Consider the following 20,189-nt stretch of genomic DNA (forward strand, 5'->3'; position numbering starts at 1 on the left):
CTCGGCATATTTGTTGGTCAGGACCGACCCCTGCGCCTCCATCACCGCGCGGGAGACGATGTTCTCGGACGCGATCAGCTCGATCTCGTGGCGCTGGCGGCCAAGCTCCTGGCTCATCGCCCCGAAGAGTTCCGGGTCGCGTGAGGACAACGCTTCGGTGAAGAAACCAGGGTCGCGGGGGGTGGCGGTCATGCGTCAGGTCCTTGTGGCAAGGGAAAAGCGTGGGGCGAAGTTGCGGGGTATTTAGACCAGGCATTCGCGACGGGAAAGGTAAGAAAGCGACAGCTTCCGCCTTGGGTGCGAAATCGGGAGAGGGCGGGAAACCGGACGGGACCAGAACCGGGGTTGAGTTTGCCGGGCCGGGCGGCCAAGACTGGCCCCATAGCAACGGGGTGGCCAGCACATGCAGCGGGAGCGGATCCGGTTCACGGCCTCGAAGGCCCCGGCGGCGGTGGCGGCTTTCGCGGCGCTGACGGCGGCCTATGGCCAGGCCGATGCGCGGCGGGCCGAGGTGGTGGTCGCGCTCGGGGGCGACGGGTTCATGCTCCAGACCCTGCACGCGGCGCATGGTCGGCGGTTGCCGGTCTACGGGATGAACTGCGGCACCATCGGTTTCCTGATGAACGCCTATGCGCTGGAGGACCTGCCCGCCCGGCTGTCGGCAGCGGAGGAGACGCTGATCAATCCGCTGGCGATGCGGGCGGAGAATCCGAAGGGCAAGGTCACGGAGGCGCTGGCGATCAATGAGGTCTCGCTGCTGCGCCAAGGTCCGCAGGCGGTGAAGCTGCGGGTGTCGATCGACGGGCGGGTGCGGCTGGAGGAGCTGGTCTGCGACGGGGCGCTGGTGGCGACCCCGGCAGGGTCGACGGCTTACAACTACTCGGCGCACGGGCCGATCCTGCCGATCGGGTCGGACGTGCTGGCGCTGACGGCGATGTCGGCCTTCCGGCCCCGGCGCTGGCGCGGTGCCCTGCTGCCGCGGACGGCCGTGGTGCGCTTCGACGTGCTGGAGGCGGAGAAACGACCGGTAATGGCCGATGCGGACAGCCGGTCCTCGACCCGGGACGTGATCAACGTCGAGGTGCGGTCGGACGAGAGCGTGAGTCATCGGCTGTTGTTCGACCCGGGGCATGGGCTGGAGGAGCGGCTGATCGGCGAGCAATTCGTCTGAAGGGCGGCTCCTCGTGCGACTTCGTCTTCTCGTCGCAAGGCCAGCGACGAGGGACGAAGTCACCGAGGACCGGTCAGCTGGCCTTGGCGCTCCAGGCCTCGATCTTGCGGTAGAGGGTGGAGGGGGAGACATCCAGCACCCGCGCGGCCTTGGGGATCGAGCCGCCGTGCAGCGCCAGCGTCGCCTCTATCAAACGGCGCTCGGCCTCGGCGAGGGGAAGACCGAGGAGCGAGTCGGCCGTCAGGATTTCGGGGCCGGGCGCGGTGGCCGGTTCCGACACCAACGCCGGATCTTCCTCGGTCAGGCCGGGGGGCAGCATGTCGGGCGTAACCCAGCCGCCCTGGTTCAGCACCACCACGTTGCGCATGACGTTCAGAAGCTGGCGCACGTTGCCGGGCCAGGGCAGCGACTGCATCAGGCTGCGCACCGAGGGGTCGAGGCCATGGAACTGGCGGCCTTCTTCCTGCGCGAAGCGGGTCAGCGCGGTTTCGGCGATCTCGATGATGTCCTGGCCGCGGTCGCGGAGCGGCGGCATGTGGATCGGCACGACATAGAGCCGGTAGTAGAGATCCTCGCGGAACTGGCCGCGGCGGACGGCATCGAGCGGGTCCTGGTTTGTGGCGCAGACGATGCGGACGTTGACCTTGCGCGGACGGGTCGCGCCCACCGGCTGAACGGTGGAGGTTTGCAGGAAGCGCAGGAGCTTGGTCTGCAAGGCCGGGGCCATCTCGCAGATCTCGTCGAGGAAGAGCGTGCCACCATCCGCCGCCGCCGCCGCGCCCGGCTTGTCGGAGATGGCGCCAGTGAAGCTGCCCTTCATGTGGCCGAAGACTTCGCTTTCCAGGAGGTCCTGCGGGATCGCGCCGCAATTCAGCGCGATGAAGGGACCAGCGGCGCGGTTGGAATTGGCGTGGACGGCAAGCGCGCAAAGCTCCTTCCCGGTGCCGCTTTCGCCAGTGATGAAGACGGTGGCCATCGACCGCGCGACCGAGTTGATCGTGCCGTGGATGCGCTTCATCGCGTCGGACGAGCCGATGAAGCCCGAGCCCTCTGCGACCTCGGCGGCATCGCGGCTGCGGGTGGCGGGAGCGGCGGGGTCGGTGGGCCTCGCCGCCTCGCGCGGGTTGGCTTCGGCCAGCGCGTTCTGCACGGCGGAGAGAAACTTGCCCTCGTCGAAGGGCTTGACCAGGAAGTCATGCGCGCCCGCCCGCATCGCCTCGACCGCGCGGTTGACCGAGCCGTTGGCGGTGATGGCGATGATCCGGGTTTCCGGCTGGAGTCCCAGGATTTCCTGCATCACTTCCAGGCCGTCGCGGTCGGGCAGGATGAGGTCGAGGAGCACGACCATCGGTCGGTGGGTGCGGAACTGTTCCAACCCCTCGGTGGCGCTGGCGGCGGTGGCGACGCGGTGTCCCGCCGTGGCGAGGATCGAACGGTAGACCATCTGGAGCGAGAGCGTGTCTTCGACCAGCAGCACCGAGGGCCGGGAGAGCGGGGTTGTGGATTTCATCGGGCGATTCCGTCAGGCGACCGGGCAGCGCGGATCAACTGGATCAGTGTCACCAGCTCTTCCGCGAGCGGTGGCATCAGCGTAGCGAGCGCGTCGCTGTCCTGCCGGTGGGCGATGGCGTTCAGGCTTTCCGACATGGCCTGCAAGGACAGCGCGCCCACCGAGCCGGAGAGCGAGATCAGCACATGACTGCCTTCGCGCAGGCTTTTCCAGTCGGTCTGGTTCGCCCCGGTTTCCAGCAGGTCGCGGGTCGAGGTGAGGTCTTCGGTCAGGCGGGCGAGAAGTTCGGGGCCGAGGTCGGGCCCGGTGATCTCGAGCAGGTGGCTGAGGCGGGAGGGGTCGAATTCGCCCAAGGAAGCAGGCGTGATCCGGGGTGCCGAAAGGCGGGCGAGGGCGTCCTCGATCACCGACAGCTCGGCCTGCTGATCGGGGGTTTCAAGATGCGGGCGCAGCGCCTGCACCGCGCGGCGGAGGTTTTGCAACGGGGCATCCATCGCGGTCCTGAGTGCGGCGTCGGGGCGGGTCATTTGGTCAGGGCGCGCTTCGCCGAAGGAATCTTTGCATAATGCAAAGATTGCCTCAGGTTGTGCACTCTGTCCAGCCTTGTCAGGCTTTCGCCAGCCCCAGGCTTTGCAGCGCTGTCGTGATCTCGTCGAGGATGGCCGGGTCGTCGATGGTGGCGGGCATCTTCCAGGGCTGGCTGTCGGCGATCTTGACCATGGTGCCGCGCAGGATCTTGCCCGACCGGGTCTTCGGCAGGCGGTCCACCACGACTGCGCGCTTGAAGTCGGCGACCGGGCCGATCTGGTCGCGCATCAGCTTGACGCATTCCTTCACCACCTCGTCATGCGGGCGGTTCGAGCCCTTGTTGAGGCAGAGGAACCCCAGCGGCGACTGGCCCTTGAGGTCGTCGGCCACCCCGATCACCGCGCATTCGGCGACATCCTTGTGGCTGGCCAGCACCTCCTCCATCGCGCCGGTCGACAGGCGGTGGCCCGCGACGTTGATCACGTCATCGGTGCGGGCCATGATGTAGAGATAGCCGTCGGCGTCGATATAACCCGCGTCGCCGGTTTCGTAATAGCCGGGGAAGTGGTTGAGGTAGCTTTTCAGGAAGCGGTCCTCGGCGTTCCAGAGGGTCGGCAGGGTGCCGGGGGGCAGGGGCAGTTTCACCGCGATGGCGCCGAGCGTGCCGGGGCTGACCGGGTGGCCGCCTTCGTCCAGCACCTGTACATCATAGCCCGGCATGGCGACGGAGGGCGAGCCGATCTTGACCGGCAGGTGTTCGATCCCCAGCGGGTTGGCGGCAATGGCAAAGCCAGTCTCGGTCTGCCACCAGTGATCGATCACCGGCACGTTCAGGTGCTTTGCCGCCCAGTGGATCGTGTCCGGGTCGGCCCTTTCGCCTGCGAGATATAGCGCCTGGAGAGTGGGGAGCGGCGGGACCAGCTTGCCCTCGGGGTCCTCGCGCTTGATGGCGCGGAGTGCGGTGGGGGCGGTGAAGAAGCTTTTCACCTTGTGCTCGGCGATGACGCGCCAGAAGGCGGCGGCGTCGGGGGTGCCAACGGGTTTGCCCTCGTAGACGATGGTGGTGCAGCCCGCGATGAGGGGGGCGTAGCAGATGTAGCTGTGGCCGACGACCCAGCCCACGTCGGAGGCCGCCCAGAAGACATCGCCCGCGCCGACATTGTAGATCGCGCGCATGGTCCAGTTGAGGGCGACCAGATGCCCGGCGGTGGGGCGGACGACGCCCTTGGGCGCCCCGGTGGTGCCGGAGGTGTAGAGGATATAGGCCGGGTGATTGCCCGCGACCGGCACGCAGTCGGCCGGTTCCACGCCATACTGGAATTCGTGCCAGGCGACATCGCGGCCGGGGGTCAGCTTCGCTACCTCCTGCTCGCGCTGGAAGATCACGCAGAAGTCGGGCTTGTGGTCGGCCAGGTCGATGGCTGCGTCGAGGAGCGGCTTGTAGTGGACCACGCGGGAGGGTTCTATCCCGCAGCTGGCGGCGATGATCGCCTTGGGGGTGCAGTCGTCGATGCGGACGGCAAGCTCATGCGCCGCGAAGCCGCCGAAGACGACGGAGTGGATCGCGCCGAGCCGGGCGCAGGCGAGCATCGCCTCCAGCGCCTCGGGGACCATCGGCATGTAGATGATGACGCGGTCACCCTTTTCGACGCCCTTGGCGCGGAGCGCCCCGGCCAGGCGGGCGACGCGGTTCTGGAGTTCCGCATAGGTGATGATGTGGCGGGTCGCCGTGACAGGGCTGTCGTGGATGATGGCGGGCTGCTTGCCCCGGCCCGCGACGACATGGCGGTCGACGGCGTTCCAGCAGGTATTGACCGTGGCGTCGGTGAACCATTCGTAGAGGGGGGCGCGGGAGGCGTCGAGCGCCTTGGTCGGCTTCGTCACCCAGTCGATGCCGTTTGCGGCGGTCAGCCAGAATCCCTCAGGGTCGTCCTGCCAGCTTTTGTAGATCTGTGCGTAGCCCATCGCGATCTCCCCCCGCCGATGTCTCCTCGCGCCGGTGGTATGCCATGGGATGCCGGTTGCGCAACGCTGTTACCGGCAACAGTCTGCGACAGATTTGCAGAATTTGCCGGATGCGGGCGGGAAGATTTGCAAAGAAGGGAGGTGAAGCAAAGCCGGGTGCGCGGAGTCCGGCAGTTTGCAAAACCTGTGACGCACTGATTCGCTCGCCGGTAACTTCGTCACTCCTCGCGGGCGTGACGAGAAAACGAAGTCGAACGAGGAGCGTTACCCATAATGCGCGACTGGCGTCCCGGCGATGGCGGACATGTTGAGGAGGCCGCGCGCGGTGATGGCGGGGGTGACGACGTGCGCCTTGTTGCCCATGCCCATGAGGATCGGCCCGACCTCCAGACCGCCCGCCTTGACCTTCAGGATGTTCCGCACGCCCGAGGCGACTTCGGAGGATGCGAAGACGAGGACGTTCGCGGCCCCTTCATAGCGCGATCCCGGCAACAACCGGTCGCGGATCGACTGGTCAAGGGCGGCGTCGAGGTTCATCTCGCCCTCGTAGGCAAAGTCGGGCTCGCGCTGATCCAGAAGCTCCAGCGCGTCGCGCATCCGACGGGCGGAGGCGTTGTCCATGTTGCCGAACTGGCTTTGCGTGCAGAGCGCGATCTTCGGGGTGATGCCGAAGCGGCGGACATGGCGGGCGGCGCCGATCACCGTCTCCATGATCTGCTGCGGGCTGGGTTCGGAGTGGACATGGGTGTCGGCGATGAAGAGCGGGCCGTCTTCCAGGATCATCAGGGACAGGGCTGCCACCGGGTGCAGTCCGCCGCGGGCGAGGATCTGGCGGACGTAGCCAAGATGCCAGTTGAACTGGCCGAAGGTGCCGCAGATCAGGCTGTCGGCTTCCTCGCGGTGCACCATGATTGCGCCGATGGCGGTGGTGTTGGTGCGCATCACCGCGCGGGCGGTGTCGGGCGTGACGCCGCGCCGGGCCATGAGCTCGTGGTAGGTGCCCCAGTAGTCGCGATAGCGGTGGTCGTTCTCGGGGTTGACCAGATGGAAGTCGCGGCCTGGGCGGATCGGCAGGCCGGCGCGTTCGCAGCGGGCCTCCACCACTTCCGGGCGGCCGATCAGGATCGGCAGGTCGGTGGTTTCCTCCAGCATCGCATTGGCGGCGCGAAGGACGCGCTCGTCCTCGCCCTCGGCAAAGACGATGCGTCGGGTGGCGAGTTTCGAGGCCTCGAACACCGGGCGCATGAGGAGGGCGGATTTGAAGACCGAGCCGTCCAGCTTGCGCTTGTAGGCGTCGAGGTCGTCCAGCGGACGGGTGGCGACGCCGGTTTCCATCGCGGCCTTCGCCACGGCGGATGCGACGACGCCGATCAGCCGGGGGTCGAAGGGTTTGGGGATCAGGTAATCGGGCCCGAAGGACAGGGTTTCACCGCGATAGGCGGCGGCGGCCTCGGCGCTGGTGGTGGCGCGGGCCAGCGCGGCGATGCCCTCGATGCAGGCTAGTTCCATCTCGTCGTTGATGGTGGTCGCCCCCACGTCCAGCGCACCGCGGAAGATGAAGGGGAAGCAGAGGACGTTGTTGACCTGGTTCGGAAAGTCGGACCGCCCGGTGGCGATGATCGCGCCGGGGGCGACCTTGCGGGCCTCGTCGGGCAGGATTTCCGGCGTGGGGTTGGCCAAAGCAAAGATTATGGGGTTGGGTGCCATGCTCTCGACCATCGCGGGGGTCAGCACGCCGGGGCCGGAGAGGCCGAGGAAGAGGTCGGCGCCCTTGATCACCTCGGCCAGACCGGCGGCTTTGGTGCCCTGCGCGAAGGCGGCCTTCTGCTGGGTCATCTGCTCGGCCCGGCCGTGGTAGACCAGCCCCTCCAGATCGCAGAGCCAGACATTCTCGCGCTTCACGCCCAGTTTCACCAGCATTTCCAGGCAGGCGATCCCTGCCGCCCCGCCGCCGGTGGAGACGACCTTGATGTCCTGAAACCGCTTGCCCGCCACGATCATCGCATTGGTCGCCGCCGCGCCGACGACGATGGCGGTGCCGTGCTGGTCGTCGTGAAAGACGGGGATGTTCATCCGCTCGCGGCACAGCTTTTCGACGATGAAGCAGTCGGGGGCCTTGATATCCTCAAGGTTCACCGCGCCGAAGCTGGGTTCCAGCGCGCAGACGATCTCGGCCAGCTTCACCGGGTCGGGTTCGTTCACCTCGATGTCGAAGCAGTCGATGTTGGCGAATTTCTTGAAGAGGACGGCCTTGCCCTCCATCACCGGCTTCGAGGCCAGCGCGCCGATGTTGCCGAGGCCAAGGACCGCGGTGCCGTTCGAGATGACGGCGACGAGGTTGCCCTTGGAAGTATAGCGGGAGGCTGTGGCGGGGTCGGCCTTGATCTCCAGGCAGGCCTCGGCCACCCCGGGGGAATAGGCGCGGGCGAGGTCGCGGCCGTTGGCGAGGGGCTTCGTGGCGCGGATTTCCAGTTTTCCGGGCTTGGGGAACTCATGGTAGTCCAGCGCCGCCTGCCGTGCCGCCTGCTTCGCCTCGTCCTGCCGGTCGTCGCTCATCTACCCCTCCTGAAGATGGTTTAACGTTGAACCATCTTGTTTGTCCCGCCTGCGGCCCGCTGGGTCAGCACGGCTTTGCCGTGGCAGAATGCCTGCATTTGCCGGAGATGGAAATCAATGAAAACCAGCAAGTGTTTTTCGGCTTTGCAGGAAGGTGCCGGTGTGGGCGGGGAAAGAAGTATACGGAATTTGGCGATCATTCGCTAGATTTGACGCATATTCACGAGATGCTCTGGACTTTTTCAATAAACAGTATACTTTTTAGCGACACCTCCCGTTGCCCCCAATGTCCCGCACCAGCCATCGCACGCGCATCCATGACGTCCTGCGCTCTCGTCTCCTGCAAGGCGAGATCGCGCCGGGCGCCCGCCTGGTCGACCATGCCATCGCGGCAGAGATGGGCGTCAGCCGGATGCCCGTGCGCGAGGCGCTGATGCAGCTTGTCTCGGAAGGCTATCTGGAAAGCACCAGCCGGGGTTTCGCGCTGCCGAACCTGAGCCCCGACCGCATCACCGAGGTCTTCGTGCTGCGCCGCCTCCTGGAGCCCCATGCCGTCGCCGGGGTCGCCCGCGACCGGGGCGAGGCCGACCTTGCCACGATGGGTGCGGCGCTGGCCCTGGCCGAGGGTGCGGGGGCGGACGTGGCCACCTTTCATCGCGGTGCCGAGGGGTTTCGCAACGGCTGGCTCGGGGCGGTGCGGAACGCCGAGCTGCGCCAAGCGATCCAGCGCTATTCGGGCCAGGTGCAGTCGGTGCGCTTCGCCACCCTGCCAGACCCGGAGGCGCGGGCGACTATCCTTGCGGGCCTGTGCGCCCTTCACGCCGCCTTCCTGTCCGCCGACGGCCTTGCCGCGCAGGACCGGATGCTGCGCTTCATCTACGATGCCGAGGAAAGCTACCGCCGGGGCCTTGCCACCGGCCTGATCGCATTAAAGGGGGAACCATGACTGACGAAATCCGCGCCGAAATCCGCCTGCCGACGCAAGAGCTGCGCAACGACCTGCCGTTCTACATGAAGACCCTGGGCTTCCGGCTGGACATGATCTTTCCCGCCGACAACCCCTCGGTCGCGGTGCTGTCGGGCCATGGCGTGCGCCTGCGGATCGAAAAGGACGCGCCGGAAGCCCCCGGCACCTTGCGCATCCTGACCGACGATCCGGGTTTTGCGGGCGGCGCCAGGTCGCTGACCGCGCCCAACGGCACGAAAGTGGAGATCGACGAGCTGAACCCGCCGGTGGTGACGCCTGCCACGGAACATGCTTTTGTGGTGCGCCGCCTCGCCGACCAGGCGCCCTGGGTGATCGGGCGGGCGGGGATGGAATATCGCGATCTGATCCCCAGCCGCCTGGGCGGGGCGATGATCGCGAGCCATATCCGGGTGCCGGACGGGCCGGTGCCGGACATGGTGCATTTCCACAAGGTCGGCTTCCAGCTGATCTTCTGCGTCGCCGGCTGGGTGGATGTTCTCTATGAGGATCAAGGCGATATCCGCCGCATCCATGCGGGCGACTGCTTCATCCAGCCGCCCACCATCCGCCACAAGGTGCTGCATTCCGAAGGCGTGCAGGTGGTGGAGATCGGGGTGCCCGCCGAGCATGTGACCGAGATCGACCACGAGATGAAACTGCCGACCCCGCACTACCGGCCGGAGCGGGAATGGGATGGGCAGAAGTTCGTCCATGACATCGGGTCGAAGGGGGTGTTCGGGCCCTTCCGCATCCCCGGCTTCGAGGCGCGGGATACGACGATCAACGAGAATACGAAGGGCGTGGCCTCGGTCATGGTGGCGCGGCCGACCGGCGTGGCCGCGCCTTGGACGGTGCATGACGGGGATATCCTTTTCACCTTCGTGATGACCGGCGGGATGACGCTGGAGGGCGAGGGGAAGGACCCCTACCGCCTCTCGCCCGGCGATGCCTTCGTGATCCCGCCGGGAATGGCGACGCGCTATGTCGATCCGACGGCGGATTTGCAGCTGCTGGAAGTGACGCTGCCCGGCAATCCGCCGACGCGGGTGGTGTCCAGATAAGGCCTCCTCGTGCGCTTCGCTTCTCGTCGGAGTCGCGAGGAGAAGCCGAAGGCGCACGACGAGCAGTGCTTGCGGAAATTGGCGGGCGGCATCACACTCTGACCAAATGGTCAGGGAGAGGGCGATGACGCTTCTGGAGGCGGCGACGGCGGTGCGGGAGCGGGCCTATGCGCCCTATTCGCGGTTCAAGGTCGGGGCGGCTTTGCTGTCGACGAGCGGAGCGGTGCATGTCGGCTGCAATGTCGAGAACGTGGCCTATCCGGAAGGCACCTGCGCCGAGGCGGGGGCTATTGCGGCGATGATCGCCGCCGGGGATACGAGGATCGCCGAGGTCTGCGTCATCGCAGACAGCCCCGATCCGGTGCCGCCCTGTGGTGGCTGCCGCCAGAAGATTGCCGAATTCGCCGGGCAGGAGGTGCGGGTGACGCTCTGTACTACCGACGGCAAGCAGAAGGTGATGACGGTGGCCGAGCTTCTGCCCGGCGTCTTCACCGCCGCGCATATGGACCGGGCGTGACTGACGCCCGCGCCATCATCGCAAGGGTGCGCGATGGCGGCCAGCCTTCGGCCGACGACCTGCGCTGGTTCGCGATGGGCCTTGCCTCGGGCGCGGTGACGGATGCCCAGGCGGGGGCCTTCGCGATGGCGGTGCTGTTGAAGGGTCTGTCCGAAGAGGGCCGGGTCGCCCTGACGCGGGGGATGCGGGATTCCGGGAAGGTTCTGGAGTGGGATCTGCCCGGTCCGGTGGTCGACAAGCACTCGACCGGCGGGATCGGCGACTGTACCTCCTTGCTGCTGGCCCCGGCGCTGGCGGTCTGTGGGGCTTACGTCCCGATGATCTCGGGCCGCGGCCTCGGCCATACCGGCGGGACGCTGGACAAGCTGGAGTCGATCCCCGGCTTTCGCACCGGTCTGACCGAAAGCGCCCTGCGCAAGCAGATGGCCGAGGTGCATTGCGCCATCGTCGCGGCCTCCGCCGACCTCGCCCCGGCGGACCGGCGGCTTTATGCGATCCGCGATGTGTCGGGCACGGTGGAGAGCATCGACCTGATCACCGCCTCGATCCTGTCGAAGAAGCTGGCGGCGGGGCTGGAGGCGCTGGTGCTGGACGTCAAATGCGGCTCGGGCGCCTTCATGAAGACGGCGGAGCAGGCCGAGGCCCTGGCGCGGTCGCTGGTGACGACGGCCCAGGGGGCGGGTTGCATGACCTCGGCGCTGATCACCGATATGTCGCAGCCCCTGGCGACGGCGGCGGGCAATGCGCTGGAGGTGATCGAGGTGATGGAGACGCTGACCGGCACCTCGGTCAACGTGGCGCTGTGGGATGTGACCGTGGCGCTGGGGGGCGAGGTGCTGGCGCTCGCAGGGCTGGCCTCGGATGCGGCGGATGGCGAGGGGCGGATCGCGCAGGCGCTGGAATCCGGCGCGGCGGCAGAATGTTTCGGGCGCATGGTGGTGGCGCAGGGCGGACCGGCGGATTTCGTCGACCGCTGGCCGGATCGGTTGCCCTCGGCCCCGGTGATGATGGAAGTGCCCGCGCTGGCGGACGGTTTCGTGGCCCGGATCGACGGCGAGGCCTTGGGACAAGCGGTGGTGCATCTGGGCGGCGGACGGCTGCGGGAGGGCGACCGGGTGAACCCGTCGGTGGGCCTTTCGGACCTGGCCGGGATCGGCGAGGAGACGGCAGAGGGCGTTCCCCTGGCGATGGTACATGCTGTGACGGAAGACGCCGCGCGGGCGGCGGTCGCGGCGGTTCAGGCGGCCTACCAGATCGTGCCGGAGGCGCCGGAAGAACCGGCGCTGATACAGAAGAGGATCGGCTGATGGCGAAGTCTGAAGGGCGGGCCTTCCTGATCGTGATGGACAGCGTCGGCTGCGGCGGTGCGCCGGATGCGGCGGCCTTCGGCGACGAAGGGTCGAACACGCTGGGCCATATCGCGCAGGCCTGTGCCGAGGGGAGGGCGGAGGTCGGGCGCAGCGGGTTGTTGAAGATGCCGAACCTCGACCGGCTGGGGCTGGGGGCGGCGATCCGGCTGGCCTCCGGCGCCGCGACGCCGGGGCTGTCGGCGGTGCCCGAGGGGCTCTGGGGGGCAGCGACGGAGGTGTCGAAGGGCAAGGACACGCCCTCCGGTCACTGGGAGCTGTCAGGTGTTCCGGTCCCTTGGGACTGGACCTATTTCCCCGACACCGTGCCCGCCTTCCCCGATGACATCGTGGCCGAGGTCTGTCGGCTGGCAGGCACCGAGGGCATCCTTGGCAACTGCCATGCCTCCGGCGTGCCGATCATCGCCGAGCATTGCGAGGAACACCTGCGGACCGGATGGCCGATCTGCTATACCTCTGCCGACAGCGTGTTCCAGATCGCCGCGCATGAAGAGGCCTTCGGGCTGGAGCGGCTGCTGAAACTCTGCCAGGACCTCGCGCCGATGCTGCATGCCCGTAAGGTGGGCCGGGTCATCGCACGGCCCTTCACCGGGTCTTGCGGCGACTTCAGGCGGACTTCGAACCGTCACGACTACGCCATTGCCCCGCCCGCGCCAACGCTGCTGGATTGGGTGAGCGGAGCGGGCCGGGCGACCCATGCCATCGGCAAGATCGGCGACATCTTTTCCATGCGCGGGATCGGCACGCTGTCGAAGGGAAAGTCCGACGCCGATCTTTTCGAACATCTTGTGCGACTAGGGGCGGACGCCGAAGCCGGGTCCTTGACCTTCGCGAACTTCGTCGAGTTCGACACGCTCTACGGCCACCCCCGCGATGTCTCGGGCTATGCCCGCGCGCTGGAATGGTTCGATGCGGGCCTGCCCCGTTTCTTCGCCAATCTGCGGCCCGGCGATCTGGCGATCTTCACCGCGGACCACGGCAACGACCCGACCTTTCGGGGGACCGAGCATACCCGTGAGCGGGTGCCCCTGACCGGCTGGGGCGTGGGGCTGCGAGAGATCTGGTTGCGGGCCTTCGTGGATGTGGGTGCCAGTATCGCGGCCCATCTGGGGGTGGCGTCGCAGGGGCCGGGACGGAGTTTCCTGTGACCGCCCCCGGGGCGCTGCCCCGGACCCCGGGATACTTTCAGACAGAAAATGGAGCCTGTCGTGAGTGGATTGCCGAAGGTCGAGCTGCATCTGCATCTGGAGGGCGCGGCGCCGCCCGCCTTTATCCGGGGGCTGGCGAAGGAAAAGCATCTGGACATATCCGGCATCTTCGACGCGCGCGGGAACTACCGCTACAAGGACTTTTGGGATTTCCTCAAGGTCTATGAGGCGGCGACTTCGGCCTTGCAAAGCCCTGAGGATTACGCGCGGCTGGTGCTGGCGGTGCTGGAGGAATCGGCAGCCTCGGGGGTGGTATATTCCGAGACGTTCCTGAGCCCCGACTTTTGCGGCGGGCGCGACGTCGGGGCGTGGCGCGAATATCTGCACGCGATGCAGGAGGCGGCGACGCAGGCCGAACGCCAGATGGGCATTACTCTACGTGGGGTCATCACCTGCATCCGGCATTTCGGCCCGGAGAAGGCGCGCGAAACCGCGCTTTGCGCGGCGGAGACGGCTGGGGACTGGATCGTGGGCTTCGGCATCGCAGGGGACGAGAAGATCGGTGCGCCGAAGGATTTCCGCTGGGCCTTCGACTGCGCGCGGGAGGCGGGGCTTCGGCTGACCGCCCATGCCGGGGAATGGGGCGGGCCGGACAGCGTGCGGGATGCGGTGCGCGATCTGGAGGTGGAGCGGATCGGCCATGGGGTGCGGGCCATCGAGGACCTCGCGCTGGTGGACGAGCTGGCGGAGAAGGGCGTGGTGCTGGAGGTCTGTCCGGGCTCGAACGTCACGCTGGGCATCTACAAGAGCTTCCGCGACCATCCCATCGCGGAACTCGATCGAAGGGGGGTGAAGGTGACGGTCTCGACCGATGACCCGCCCTTCTTTCACACCACGATGGCGCGGGAATACGAGGAGTTGCACCGGGCCTTCGACTGGGACGAGGGGCAATTCCGGCGGATCGCGCGCCAGTCGCTTGACGCGGCCTTCTGCGATGCGGATACCAAGGGAGGTATCGCGAAGAAGCTGGAGGCCTGAATGCTGGATCACCTGACCGTTGTGTCGCACCCGCTTGTCCAGCACAAGCTGACGTTGATGCGGGAAAAGGACACCTCGACCGCCAGTTTCCGCAAGCTTCTGCGCGAGATCAGCCTGCTTCTGGCCTATGAGGTCACGCGGGAACTGCCGATGACCACCAAGCGGATCGAGACGCCGCTGGAGGAGATGGATGCACCCATGATCGAGGGCAAGAAGCTGGCACTGGTTTCGATCCTGCGGGCGGGCAATGGCCTTTTGGACGGCATCCTGGAACTGATCCCGGCGGCGCGGGTGGGGTTCGTCGGCCTTTACCGCGACCCGGAAACGCTGCAGCCGGTGCAATATTACAACAAGCTGCCCGACCACATGGAGGACCGGATCGCCATCGTGGTCGACCCGATGCTGGCGACCGGGAATTCCTCGGCGGCGGCGGTGTCGCTGCTGAAGCAGGCCGGGGCGAAGCAGATCCGCTTCCTGTGCCTTCTGGCCGCTCCGGAAGGCATCGCGCGGATGAAGGAGGCGCATCCGGATGTCCCGATCGTCACGGCGGCGGTCGACAGCCATCTGAACGACCAGGGCTATATCGTGCCGGGGCTGGGCGATGCGGGCGACCGGATGTTCGGGACGAAATGACCCGGGCCTTTGCCTTTGCGTTGCTGCTGGCAGCCCTGCCAGCGGAAGCCGAGCCGATCCGGCCTGCCGAATTGCCGCCGGCGGATTATGCCGGTCAGCAATATGTTGACAGCAAGGGCTGCATGTTCGTCCGCGCCGGGGCGGGCGGCAAGGTGGTCTGGGTGCCCCGCGTCTCGCGCGAGGGGGTGCCGTCCTGCGGCAACCCGCCCTCGGGCCACCGGGTGCCGGTGGCCGAGGAGGGGGGCCTGCAGCCGGTGCCGTCCGCTGCGACGCCCGAGAGCCCGGCAGCGCCTGTCGGGCAGGCGACAGGTGGCTATTTCGTGGCGGTTGGCAGCTTCGGGGTGGTGGCCAATGCCGAGAAGGCCGAGGCGCGGCTGGCGGCCCTCGACTTCCAGGTGATCCGGGGGCAGGTGCAGGGGGCGACCTCGACGCTGACGACGGTTTTTGCCGGGCCGTTTCCCGATGCCGCAGCCGCTGCCAAGGCGCGGGACGTGCTGCGGGCCAAGGGCTTTCCCGACGCGACGGTGATCCAGCCCTGAGGGGCGTCAGCCGCCGCAGATGCCTTGCAGCGCGACCCAGGATTCGTCCGGGATCAGCGGCGAGGGGGCGAGGCCCTTGTAGGGATCACCGGAGGCGAGGGCCGCTGTGGTCTTCCCCTCGGGGTCGATGGCCAGGGCATAGGGCGTTGCGGGAATCTGCGCGGATTCGAAGGCGGCGAGCAGGGTGGCCTCGGGCAAGGCGGCAGGGGCTGCGCGCAGCATCGCCTCGCCATAGCCGGAAAGCGCGGTGTCGGGCAGGCTGGCGGTGGTCAGAAGCTCGAAGGTCGCGCGCAGGCCTGCGTATTCCAGAAGCGGCACGATGGGATCCTGCACCTTCATGCGCAGGCGTTCGACCAGCGCTGCCCCGGCGGCGGCCTCCGGTCCGTTCGCCTGATCGATCAGCTTGCGAGGCAGGATGATCACGTCGCCGGGCAGGTGCAGCGGCTGCTCCACCCCCTCGGGCAGGACATAGAGGATCGGCGTGTCGACCGGGCCGAAGACCCGCTCGGACAAAGCGGCCAGCGCCTGCAGCCCGAGCCGGTCGTTGCAGGGGGTACCGGTCACGCGGATCAGGTCGTCGAGCGCGCGCTGGCCGATGTCGGCCCGTTGCGCTGGCGGCACGACCGAGGCGGTGTGGCTGACAAGCGCGCCGGGCAGCCAGAGGACGGCGGCAAGCACCACCGCCGCCGCGGTTCCGGCGAGCAGGACGCCGCGCAACCGGCCCGGCCGCGCCGTCGCCGCCTGCACCGCCTGGCGCACGGTGCCGAGCGCGGCGATCATGTCGGGGTCGTCCAGTTCCAGGCTTTCAAGGGCATCGGTGCCCGGCGCGAAGACCGCAGGCTCCTGCCCCTTGTTGACCCGCTCGATAGCCGGAAGCGACCAGTGACTGACCGCGGCCCCGCTTTTCGGGTCGGACAGCACCAGCGTCGCATCGCCGAAGCGCACCAGCACCTCGCGTCGCTGGTCCTGCGGCGTCTCGCGCCACAGGCCCCCGCATTCCAGCCGTTGATACTTCCGTAGCGCCGTCATCGGCTGAAAGGGTCTCTGCCTGTTTTGCGCCAGCTTAGCCGCCCGGGACGGCGGCGACAATGACCCCGCGCGCGCTTGCACGCCAGCGACCCGGATTTGCCGGGAAAGGTCGCGTTCGGGCTGGCGCTGCGGCGCGTCTTGGGCCAAGTCAGGCGAGCCCAAGCCGGACGAACAGATGACCCAGGCCTCCAACCGAACCCTTGCCGCCTTTGGCGCGGTGCTGATCTATGCTTGCGTCATCGCCTATACCGACAACTATGTGCGAGTGATCGCGCGGGATGCCGGACTCTGGCAGTTCCATGCGACACGCACGGTGATGGCGATCGCGATCCTGGCGGCGCTGGCGATCCCGCTGGGCCTGAAGCTGCGGCCAAGGCGACCCGGGGCGGTGCTGGCGAGGTCGGCGATCCACGGGGCGGCGATGGTGATCTACTTCGGCGCGCTCGCCTTCCTCCCGGTGGCGCAGGTGGCGGCGGGCCTCTTCACCGCGCCGATCTTCGTGCTGCTGATCCAGCGCTTCGCCTATGATCGCCCGATCCTGGGGATGCAGATCCTGGCCGTGGTGCTGGGCTTCGCCGGGGTGGTCCTGGTCCTCGGCCCCGAGGCGCTGTCGGGGGCGACATTCGCCGCGCTCCTTCCGGTGATCTCGGGCGCGCTTTACGCCATGGGCAACATCGCCACCCGCGAATGGTGCGCGGGCGAAAGCGCCGAGACGATCCTGGCCGGGTTCTTCGGGATGCTGGGCGTGATCGGGCTGGTCGGCATGGCCGTGCTCTGGGCTTTCCCGCTGGCGGTGCCCGAAGGGGCGGCGGGCTTCCTGCAACGCGGCCCGGTCTGGCCGACGGGCGAATTCCTGTGGTGGACCTTCGTGCAAGCCGCAGGCTCGCTGCTGGGGGTGGGGATGATCGTCAAGGCCTACCAGATCGCCGAAGCCTCGCGGGTGTCGGTCTTCGAATACGTCATCCTGCCGGCCTCTGCCGCCTGGGGCTTCGTGCTCTGGGGTGAGGAGCTGAGCTGGATCGCCGTTCTCGGCATGTCGCTGATCGTGCTGGCGGGCGTGCTGATCGCGCGGCCGGTGCCGGTTCAGTCGCCGACCGCTTCCCTCCAGTGACGGCGGCAGAGGCTGACGTAGGTCTCGTTCCCGCCGATCACCACCTGCTCTCCTTCCTTCAGCGCCCGACCGTCGGGGCCGCGGCGGATGACCATGGTGGCCTTCTTGCCGCAATGGCAGATCGTGCGCACCTCGCGCATCTCGTCCGCCCAGGCGAGGAGGGCGGCGGAGCCGGGGAAGAGGTTGCCCTGGAAATCCACCCGCAGCCCGTAGCACATCACCGGCACGCCCAGGTCATCCACCGCGCGGGCCAGTTGCCAGACCTGCTCCTTGGACAGGAACTGCGCCTCGTCGATGAAGACGCAGGCCACGGGGCCTTCAGCAAAGCGAGTCTTGAGCTTGGCGAAGAGGTCCTCGCCGGGGCCGAAGGTATCGGCATCCTCGCCGATGCCGATGCGGCTGGCGATCCGGCCCTTGCCCGCCCGGCTGTCCAGCCGCGCGGTGATCAGGTAGGTCTGCATCCCCCCTTCGCGGTAGTTGTGCGAGGCTTGCAGGAGCGAGGTCGATTTCCCCGCGTTCATGGTGGAGTAGTGAAAGTAGAGCTTGGCCATGGCGTGCCCTAGCCGATCACCGGGCTGCGCCGCAAGGGATTGCGGGCACAGCCCGGGAACCGAAGGAAACACTCACTCGGGCGGGAACGCGGGCCCGTCACACACACAACAACACCAGCACGGATTGCTCCGCACACTCGTCAAGACACGGGCCCGCCACGTTCCGGCGGATCCGCCGTCATCCCGTTTCCGGTCTGATGCGGCGGGCCCCACCCCTGCCGGTGCTGGGGACACCGGCCACTCGTTACCGTTCCGGTATGCCCGGAACATCTTTATTCATGACAAAGGGTTCCCATCCGATTAATGGGAAAAACACGTCGAGTTTCCCCGATCTCACCGGGGGATTGTGGAGCCTGTTGATGTCGATTGCGTCCTATCTGAAGAAGCATACCGAGACCCTGGTCAAGGACGTGGGAATCGAAGCCGCCTGCGAGATCACCGGCAAGTCGAAAGCCACGCTCGGTCGCTACTATTCCGACAGTGACGAACATGACGACCGCTTCATGCCCATCGACGTGGTGGCGCAGCTGGAAAGCTCCAGCCGCTTCCCCCATGTCACCGCTGCGCTGGCCGACCTGCGGGGGATCACGCTGTCCTATGACGGCGAAAAGCGAAACGCGACCTCTTCGGGCGTGAACCAGGACGTTGTCGCCCTGGCGCAGCGCTTCGGGATGCTGATGGCCGAGTACAATCAGGCCATCGGCGACGGAAAGATCTCGATGAACGAGGCCAAGCGCCTTCTGCGCGAGACGCTCGCCATCCAGCAGGTGCTGCTGGAGATGAAGCTGAACCTTGAGGAGGAAGCGGGCTGAAGGCCAGGCGAGACCAAAAATTCTCGCGAAAGTTTCTGGCCTGGTCCCGACGCCTCTCTCAGCCCGGCCGCCGTTTCTGGCCTTCGGGCCGACGCGGGGCGAAGCTGCCGCCCTGCGGCTTGCCGCCGCCCTGACGCGGTTTCTGCCCGCCCGGTTTCTGGCCCGCGCGCGCCCCCGGCGCCGGAGGCTGCGAGCCCTTCTTCTGCCCGCCCGGTCGTCCCGGACGCTGGCCCCGGTTCTGCCCCGGCTTCGGGGCCGCCGCGACAATATCCGCCGCCCAGGGCGCACCGCCCACGACCGGCAGCGGGGCTTTCAAGAGCTTCTCGATCGCCTGCAACTCACCCATCTCCGCAGGCGCGCAGAAGCTGATCGAGGACCCGTCCGCCCCCGCCCGCGCGGTGCGGCCGATGCGGTGGACATAGTTCTCCGGCACGTTCGGCATGTCGAAATTGTAGACATGGCGCACCGTCGGGATGTCGATCCCGCGCGCGGCAACGTCAGTCGCGACCAGCACCTCCAGCTCGCCGCCGCGGAATTCCGTCAGGGTGCGGTCGCGCTGGTTCTGGCTCTTGTTGCCGTGGATCGAGCCGACCTTGAAGCCCCAGGTTGCCAGCAGTTTCGCCAGCTTCTCCGACCCGTGCTTGGTTCGGCCGAAGACCAGCGCCTGCTCGCCCGGGTGCTTCTTGAGATACTCTTCCAGCGCCTTGGCCTTGTCGCCGGTCGGAAGGTAATGCACGCCCTGGCTGATCCGCTCCACCGGCTTGCCGGGCGGGGCGACCTGCACCTTGACCGGGTCGCGCAGGTAGGTATCGGCGATCTCGCCGATGTCCTTCGGCATCGTCGCGCTGAACAGCAGCGTCTGCCGTTTCAGCGGGATGTGCTTGGCGATCTTCCGCAGGGAATGGATGAAGCCCATGTCGAGCATGTGGTCGGCTTCGTCCAGCACGAGGTAGCCGCATTTCTCAAGGCTCACGTCGCCGCGTTCCAAGAGGTCGATCAATCGGCCCGGCGTTGCCACCAGCACGTCGGTGCCCTTCGACAGCGCCTGCGCCTGCTTGAAGAGGCTCGCACCGCCGACGACCATCGTCACCTTGACGGCGGTGCCCTTGGTGAAGACCTCGAAATTGTCCTTGATCTGGCCGATCAGCTCTCGCGTCGGGGCGAGGATCAGCGCGCGCACGTTCTTCGGCCCCGGCGGATGGCCGATGTCCAGAAGGCGGTGGAGCAGAGGCAGCCCGAAGGCTGCGGTCTTGCCGGTGCCGGTCTGCGCGAGACCCATCAGGTCGCGGCCCTGCATGATATGGGGGATCGCCTGCGCCTGGATCGGCGTGGGCGTCTTCAGCGTGGTCTTTTCCAGCGCCTTCAGGATCTTCGGCGACAGGCCGAGTTCGGAGAAAGTGGTCATGGGTATCCCAATGCTCAGAGGGCCCGCGACCCTCGCCCCGGGGCGAATGCCCGTGACCGTGCCGCAAGCGGCGCCCCTGCGTGAATGTGGGAACCTTTGTCCGGGCCTTTCGGTGCTCACGCGGCACGGGCATCGGACCGGGGCGACATGGGGGCTTTCCGGGACAAAGTCAAGCCAAAGCGGTTGCAACACCGGGCTGGACCTTGCTTCCTGCGAGCGCTATCACTGCTCGCGTCCGTGTTTCCAGTGGTGCGATAATTTCCACGGCGAGGCCAGGTGGC

The 20,189-nt window shown here is 67.3% G+C and carries 18 protein-coding genes and 1 pseudogene; 11 read left to right on the forward strand and 8 right to left on the reverse strand.

Annotated elements, in window-relative coordinates:
- A pseudogene (gene glyA / locus JNJ68_RS03190) lies at positions 1 to 192 on the reverse strand (serine hydroxymethyltransferase); the annotation flags it as partial.
- Positions 193 to 403: 211 nt separating this feature from the next.
- Here glyA and JNJ68_RS03195 point away from each other — a divergent pair.
- On the forward strand, positions 404 to 1,171 hold the full coding sequence (locus JNJ68_RS03195) for an NAD kinase (protein WP_294978871.1): 768 nt from the start codon (positions 404 to 406) through the stop codon (positions 1,169 to 1,171).
- A 73-nt stretch (positions 1,172 to 1,244) separates the two neighbouring features.
- Here the strand turns inward: JNJ68_RS03195 and JNJ68_RS03200 are convergent, their stop codons facing one another.
- The 4 genes from JNJ68_RS03200 to JNJ68_RS03215 form a co-directional block, all read right to left on the reverse strand.
- Positions 1,245 to 2,681, reverse strand: coding sequence for a sigma-54 dependent transcriptional regulator (locus JNJ68_RS03200; protein ID WP_294978872.1), 1,437 nt, complete (start codon positions 2,679 to 2,681; stop codon positions 1,245 to 1,247).
- Positions 2,678 to 3,208: a hypothetical protein gene (locus JNJ68_RS03205; protein ID WP_294978874.1), complete on the reverse strand. Its 531-nt coding sequence runs from the start codon at positions 3,206 to 3,208 to the stop codon at positions 2,678 to 2,680. The genes JNJ68_RS03200 and JNJ68_RS03205 overlap by 4 nt, the downstream gene beginning before the upstream one ends.
- Positions 3,209 to 3,287: 79 nt before the next feature.
- Positions 3,288 to 5,174 (reverse strand): propionate-CoA ligase PrpE, encoded by a 1,887-nt coding sequence (gene prpE, locus JNJ68_RS03210; RefSeq protein WP_294978876.1) that lies wholly within the window; start codon positions 5,172 to 5,174, stop codon positions 3,288 to 3,290.
- 264 nt (positions 5,175 to 5,438) lie between these two features.
- On the reverse strand, positions 5,439 to 7,730 hold the full coding sequence (locus JNJ68_RS03215; protein ID WP_294978878.1) for an NADP-dependent malic enzyme: 2,292 nt from the start codon (positions 7,728 to 7,730) through the stop codon (positions 5,439 to 5,441).
- Between the two features lie 286 nt (positions 7,731 to 8,016).
- Between JNJ68_RS03215 and JNJ68_RS03220 the strand changes: the two genes are divergently transcribed.
- From JNJ68_RS03220 to JNJ68_RS03255, 8 genes are all read left to right on the forward strand, one after another.
- Positions 8,017 to 8,676: a GntR family transcriptional regulator gene (locus JNJ68_RS03220; protein WP_294978881.1), complete on the forward strand. Its 660-nt coding sequence runs from the start codon at positions 8,017 to 8,019 to the stop codon at positions 8,674 to 8,676.
- Positions 8,673 to 9,758 carry a cupin domain-containing protein gene (locus JNJ68_RS03225; RefSeq protein WP_294978885.1) on the forward strand — a complete coding sequence of 362 codons (1,086 nt, stop codon included), beginning with the start codon at positions 8,673 to 8,675 and terminating at the stop codon, positions 9,756 to 9,758. The genes JNJ68_RS03220 and JNJ68_RS03225 overlap by 4 nt, the downstream gene beginning before the upstream one ends.
- A gap of 106 nt (positions 9,759 to 9,864) precedes the next feature.
- Positions 9,865 to 10,275, forward strand: a complete 411-nt coding sequence (locus tag JNJ68_RS03230; RefSeq protein WP_294978887.1) for a cytidine deaminase — start codon at positions 9,865 to 9,867, stop codon at positions 10,273 to 10,275.
- Positions 10,272 to 11,582 carry a thymidine phosphorylase gene (locus JNJ68_RS03235; RefSeq protein WP_294978890.1) on the forward strand — a complete coding sequence of 437 codons (1,311 nt, stop codon included), beginning with the start codon at positions 10,272 to 10,274 and terminating at the stop codon, positions 11,580 to 11,582. Before JNJ68_RS03230 ends, JNJ68_RS03235 begins: the two co-directional genes overlap by 4 nt.
- Positions 11,582 to 12,790: a phosphopentomutase gene (locus JNJ68_RS03240; protein WP_294978892.1), complete on the forward strand. Its 1,209-nt coding sequence runs from the start codon at positions 11,582 to 11,584 to the stop codon at positions 12,788 to 12,790. The genes JNJ68_RS03235 and JNJ68_RS03240 overlap by 1 nt, the downstream gene beginning before the upstream one ends.
- A gap of 48 nt (positions 12,791 to 12,838) precedes the next feature.
- Positions 12,839 to 13,828, forward strand: a complete 990-nt coding sequence (locus JNJ68_RS03245) for an adenosine deaminase (RefSeq protein ID WP_294978895.1) — start codon at positions 12,839 to 12,841, stop codon at positions 13,826 to 13,828.
- On the forward strand, positions 13,829 to 14,461 hold the full coding sequence (upp, locus tag JNJ68_RS03250; protein WP_294978898.1) for a uracil phosphoribosyltransferase: 633 nt from the start codon (positions 13,829 to 13,831) through the stop codon (positions 14,459 to 14,461).
- Positions 14,458 to 15,000 carry an SPOR domain-containing protein gene (locus JNJ68_RS03255; RefSeq protein ID WP_294978901.1) on the forward strand — a complete coding sequence of 181 codons (543 nt, stop codon included), beginning with the start codon at positions 14,458 to 14,460 and terminating at the stop codon, positions 14,998 to 15,000. The genes upp and JNJ68_RS03255 overlap by 4 nt, the downstream gene beginning before the upstream one ends.
- A gap of 6 nt (positions 15,001 to 15,006) precedes the next feature.
- Here the strand turns inward: JNJ68_RS03255 and JNJ68_RS03260 are convergent, their stop codons facing one another.
- Positions 15,007 to 16,029: a hypothetical protein gene (locus JNJ68_RS03260; RefSeq protein WP_294978903.1), complete on the reverse strand. Its 1,023-nt coding sequence runs from the start codon at positions 16,027 to 16,029 to the stop codon at positions 15,007 to 15,009.
- Positions 16,030 to 16,204: 175 nt separating this feature from the next.
- On the opposite strand from JNJ68_RS03260, the gene JNJ68_RS03265 reads away from it, so the two are divergent.
- Positions 16,205 to 17,140, forward strand: a complete 936-nt coding sequence (locus JNJ68_RS03265) for a DMT family transporter (protein WP_294978905.1) — start codon at positions 16,205 to 16,207, stop codon at positions 17,138 to 17,140.
- On the opposite strand, the gene JNJ68_RS03270 is transcribed toward JNJ68_RS03265, so the two are convergent.
- Complete coding sequence (locus tag JNJ68_RS03270) at positions 17,113 to 17,691, reverse strand: thymidine kinase (protein WP_294978907.1); 579 nt, start codon at positions 17,689 to 17,691, stop codon at positions 17,113 to 17,115. The genes JNJ68_RS03265 and JNJ68_RS03270 overlap by 28 nt on opposite strands.
- Before the next feature lie 356 nt (positions 17,692 to 18,047).
- On the opposite strand from JNJ68_RS03270, the gene JNJ68_RS03275 reads away from it, so the two are divergent.
- Positions 18,048 to 18,503, forward strand: coding sequence for a hypothetical protein (locus JNJ68_RS03275; RefSeq protein WP_294978910.1), 456 nt, complete (start codon positions 18,048 to 18,050; stop codon positions 18,501 to 18,503).
- Positions 18,504 to 18,561: 58 nt separating this feature from the next.
- Here JNJ68_RS03275 and JNJ68_RS03280 read toward each other — a convergent pair whose 3' ends face one another.
- Entirely contained in the window at positions 18,562 to 19,908 is a 1,347-nt protein-coding gene (locus JNJ68_RS03280) for a DEAD/DEAH box helicase (protein ID WP_294978913.1), read from the reverse strand.
- Positions 19,909 to 20,189 lie beyond the last annotated feature (281 nt).

Source organism: Tabrizicola sp. (assembly GCF_016793705.1).
In the GTDB taxonomy this organism is placed as follows: Bacteria; Pseudomonadota; Alphaproteobacteria; order Rhodobacterales; family Rhodobacteraceae; genus Tabrizicola.

Bases quoted from the DNA above. Each gene is read 5' to 3' on its own strand.
- JNJ68_RS03270 (WP_294978907.1), bottom strand. From the start codon at position 17,691: ATGGCCAAGCTCTACTTTCACTACTCCACCATGAACGCGGGGAAATCG.
- JNJ68_RS03230 (WP_294978887.1), top strand. From the start codon at position 9,865: ATGGTCAGGGAGAGGGCGATGACGCTTCTGGAGGCGGCGACGGCGGTG.
- JNJ68_RS03260 (WP_294978903.1), bottom strand. From the start codon at position 16,029: ATGACGGCGCTACGGAAGTATCAACGGCTGGAATGCGGGGGCCTGTGG.
- JNJ68_RS03220 (WP_294978881.1), top strand. From the start codon at position 8,017: ATGTCCCGCACCAGCCATCGCACGCGCATCCATGACGTCCTGCGCTCT.
- JNJ68_RS03280 (WP_294978913.1), bottom strand. From the start codon at position 19,908: ATGACCACTTTCTCCGAACTCGGCCTGTCGCCGAAGATCCTGAAGGCG.
- JNJ68_RS03245 (WP_294978895.1), top strand. From the start codon at position 12,839: ATGGAGCCTGTCGTGAGTGGATTGCCGAAGGTCGAGCTGCATCTGCAT.
- JNJ68_RS03195 (WP_294978871.1), top strand. From the start codon at position 404: ATGCAGCGGGAGCGGATCCGGTTCACGGCCTCGAAGGCCCCGGCGGCG.
- JNJ68_RS03255 (WP_294978901.1), top strand. From the start codon at position 14,458: ATGACCCGGGCCTTTGCCTTTGCGTTGCTGCTGGCAGCCCTGCCAGCG.
- JNJ68_RS03215 (WP_294978878.1), bottom strand. From the start codon at position 7,730: ATGAGCGACGACCGGCAGGACGAGGCGAAGCAGGCGGCACGGCAGGCG.
- JNJ68_RS03205 (WP_294978874.1), bottom strand. From the start codon at position 3,208: ATGACCCGCCCCGACGCCGCACTCAGGACCGCGATGGATGCCCCGTTG.
- JNJ68_RS03225 (WP_294978885.1), top strand. From the start codon at position 8,673: ATGACTGACGAAATCCGCGCCGAAATCCGCCTGCCGACGCAAGAGCTG.
- JNJ68_RS03240 (WP_294978892.1), top strand. From the start codon at position 11,582: ATGGCGAAGTCTGAAGGGCGGGCCTTCCTGATCGTGATGGACAGCGTC.
- prpE (WP_294978876.1), bottom strand. From the start codon at position 5,174: ATGGGCTACGCACAGATCTACAAAAGCTGGCAGGACGACCCTGAGGGA.
- upp (WP_294978898.1), top strand. From the start codon at position 13,829: ATGCTGGATCACCTGACCGTTGTGTCGCACCCGCTTGTCCAGCACAAG.
- JNJ68_RS03265 (WP_294978905.1), top strand. From the start codon at position 16,205: ATGACCCAGGCCTCCAACCGAACCCTTGCCGCCTTTGGCGCGGTGCTG.
- JNJ68_RS03200 (WP_294978872.1), bottom strand. From the start codon at position 2,681: ATGAAATCCACAACCCCGCTCTCCCGGCCCTCGGTGCTGCTGGTCGAA.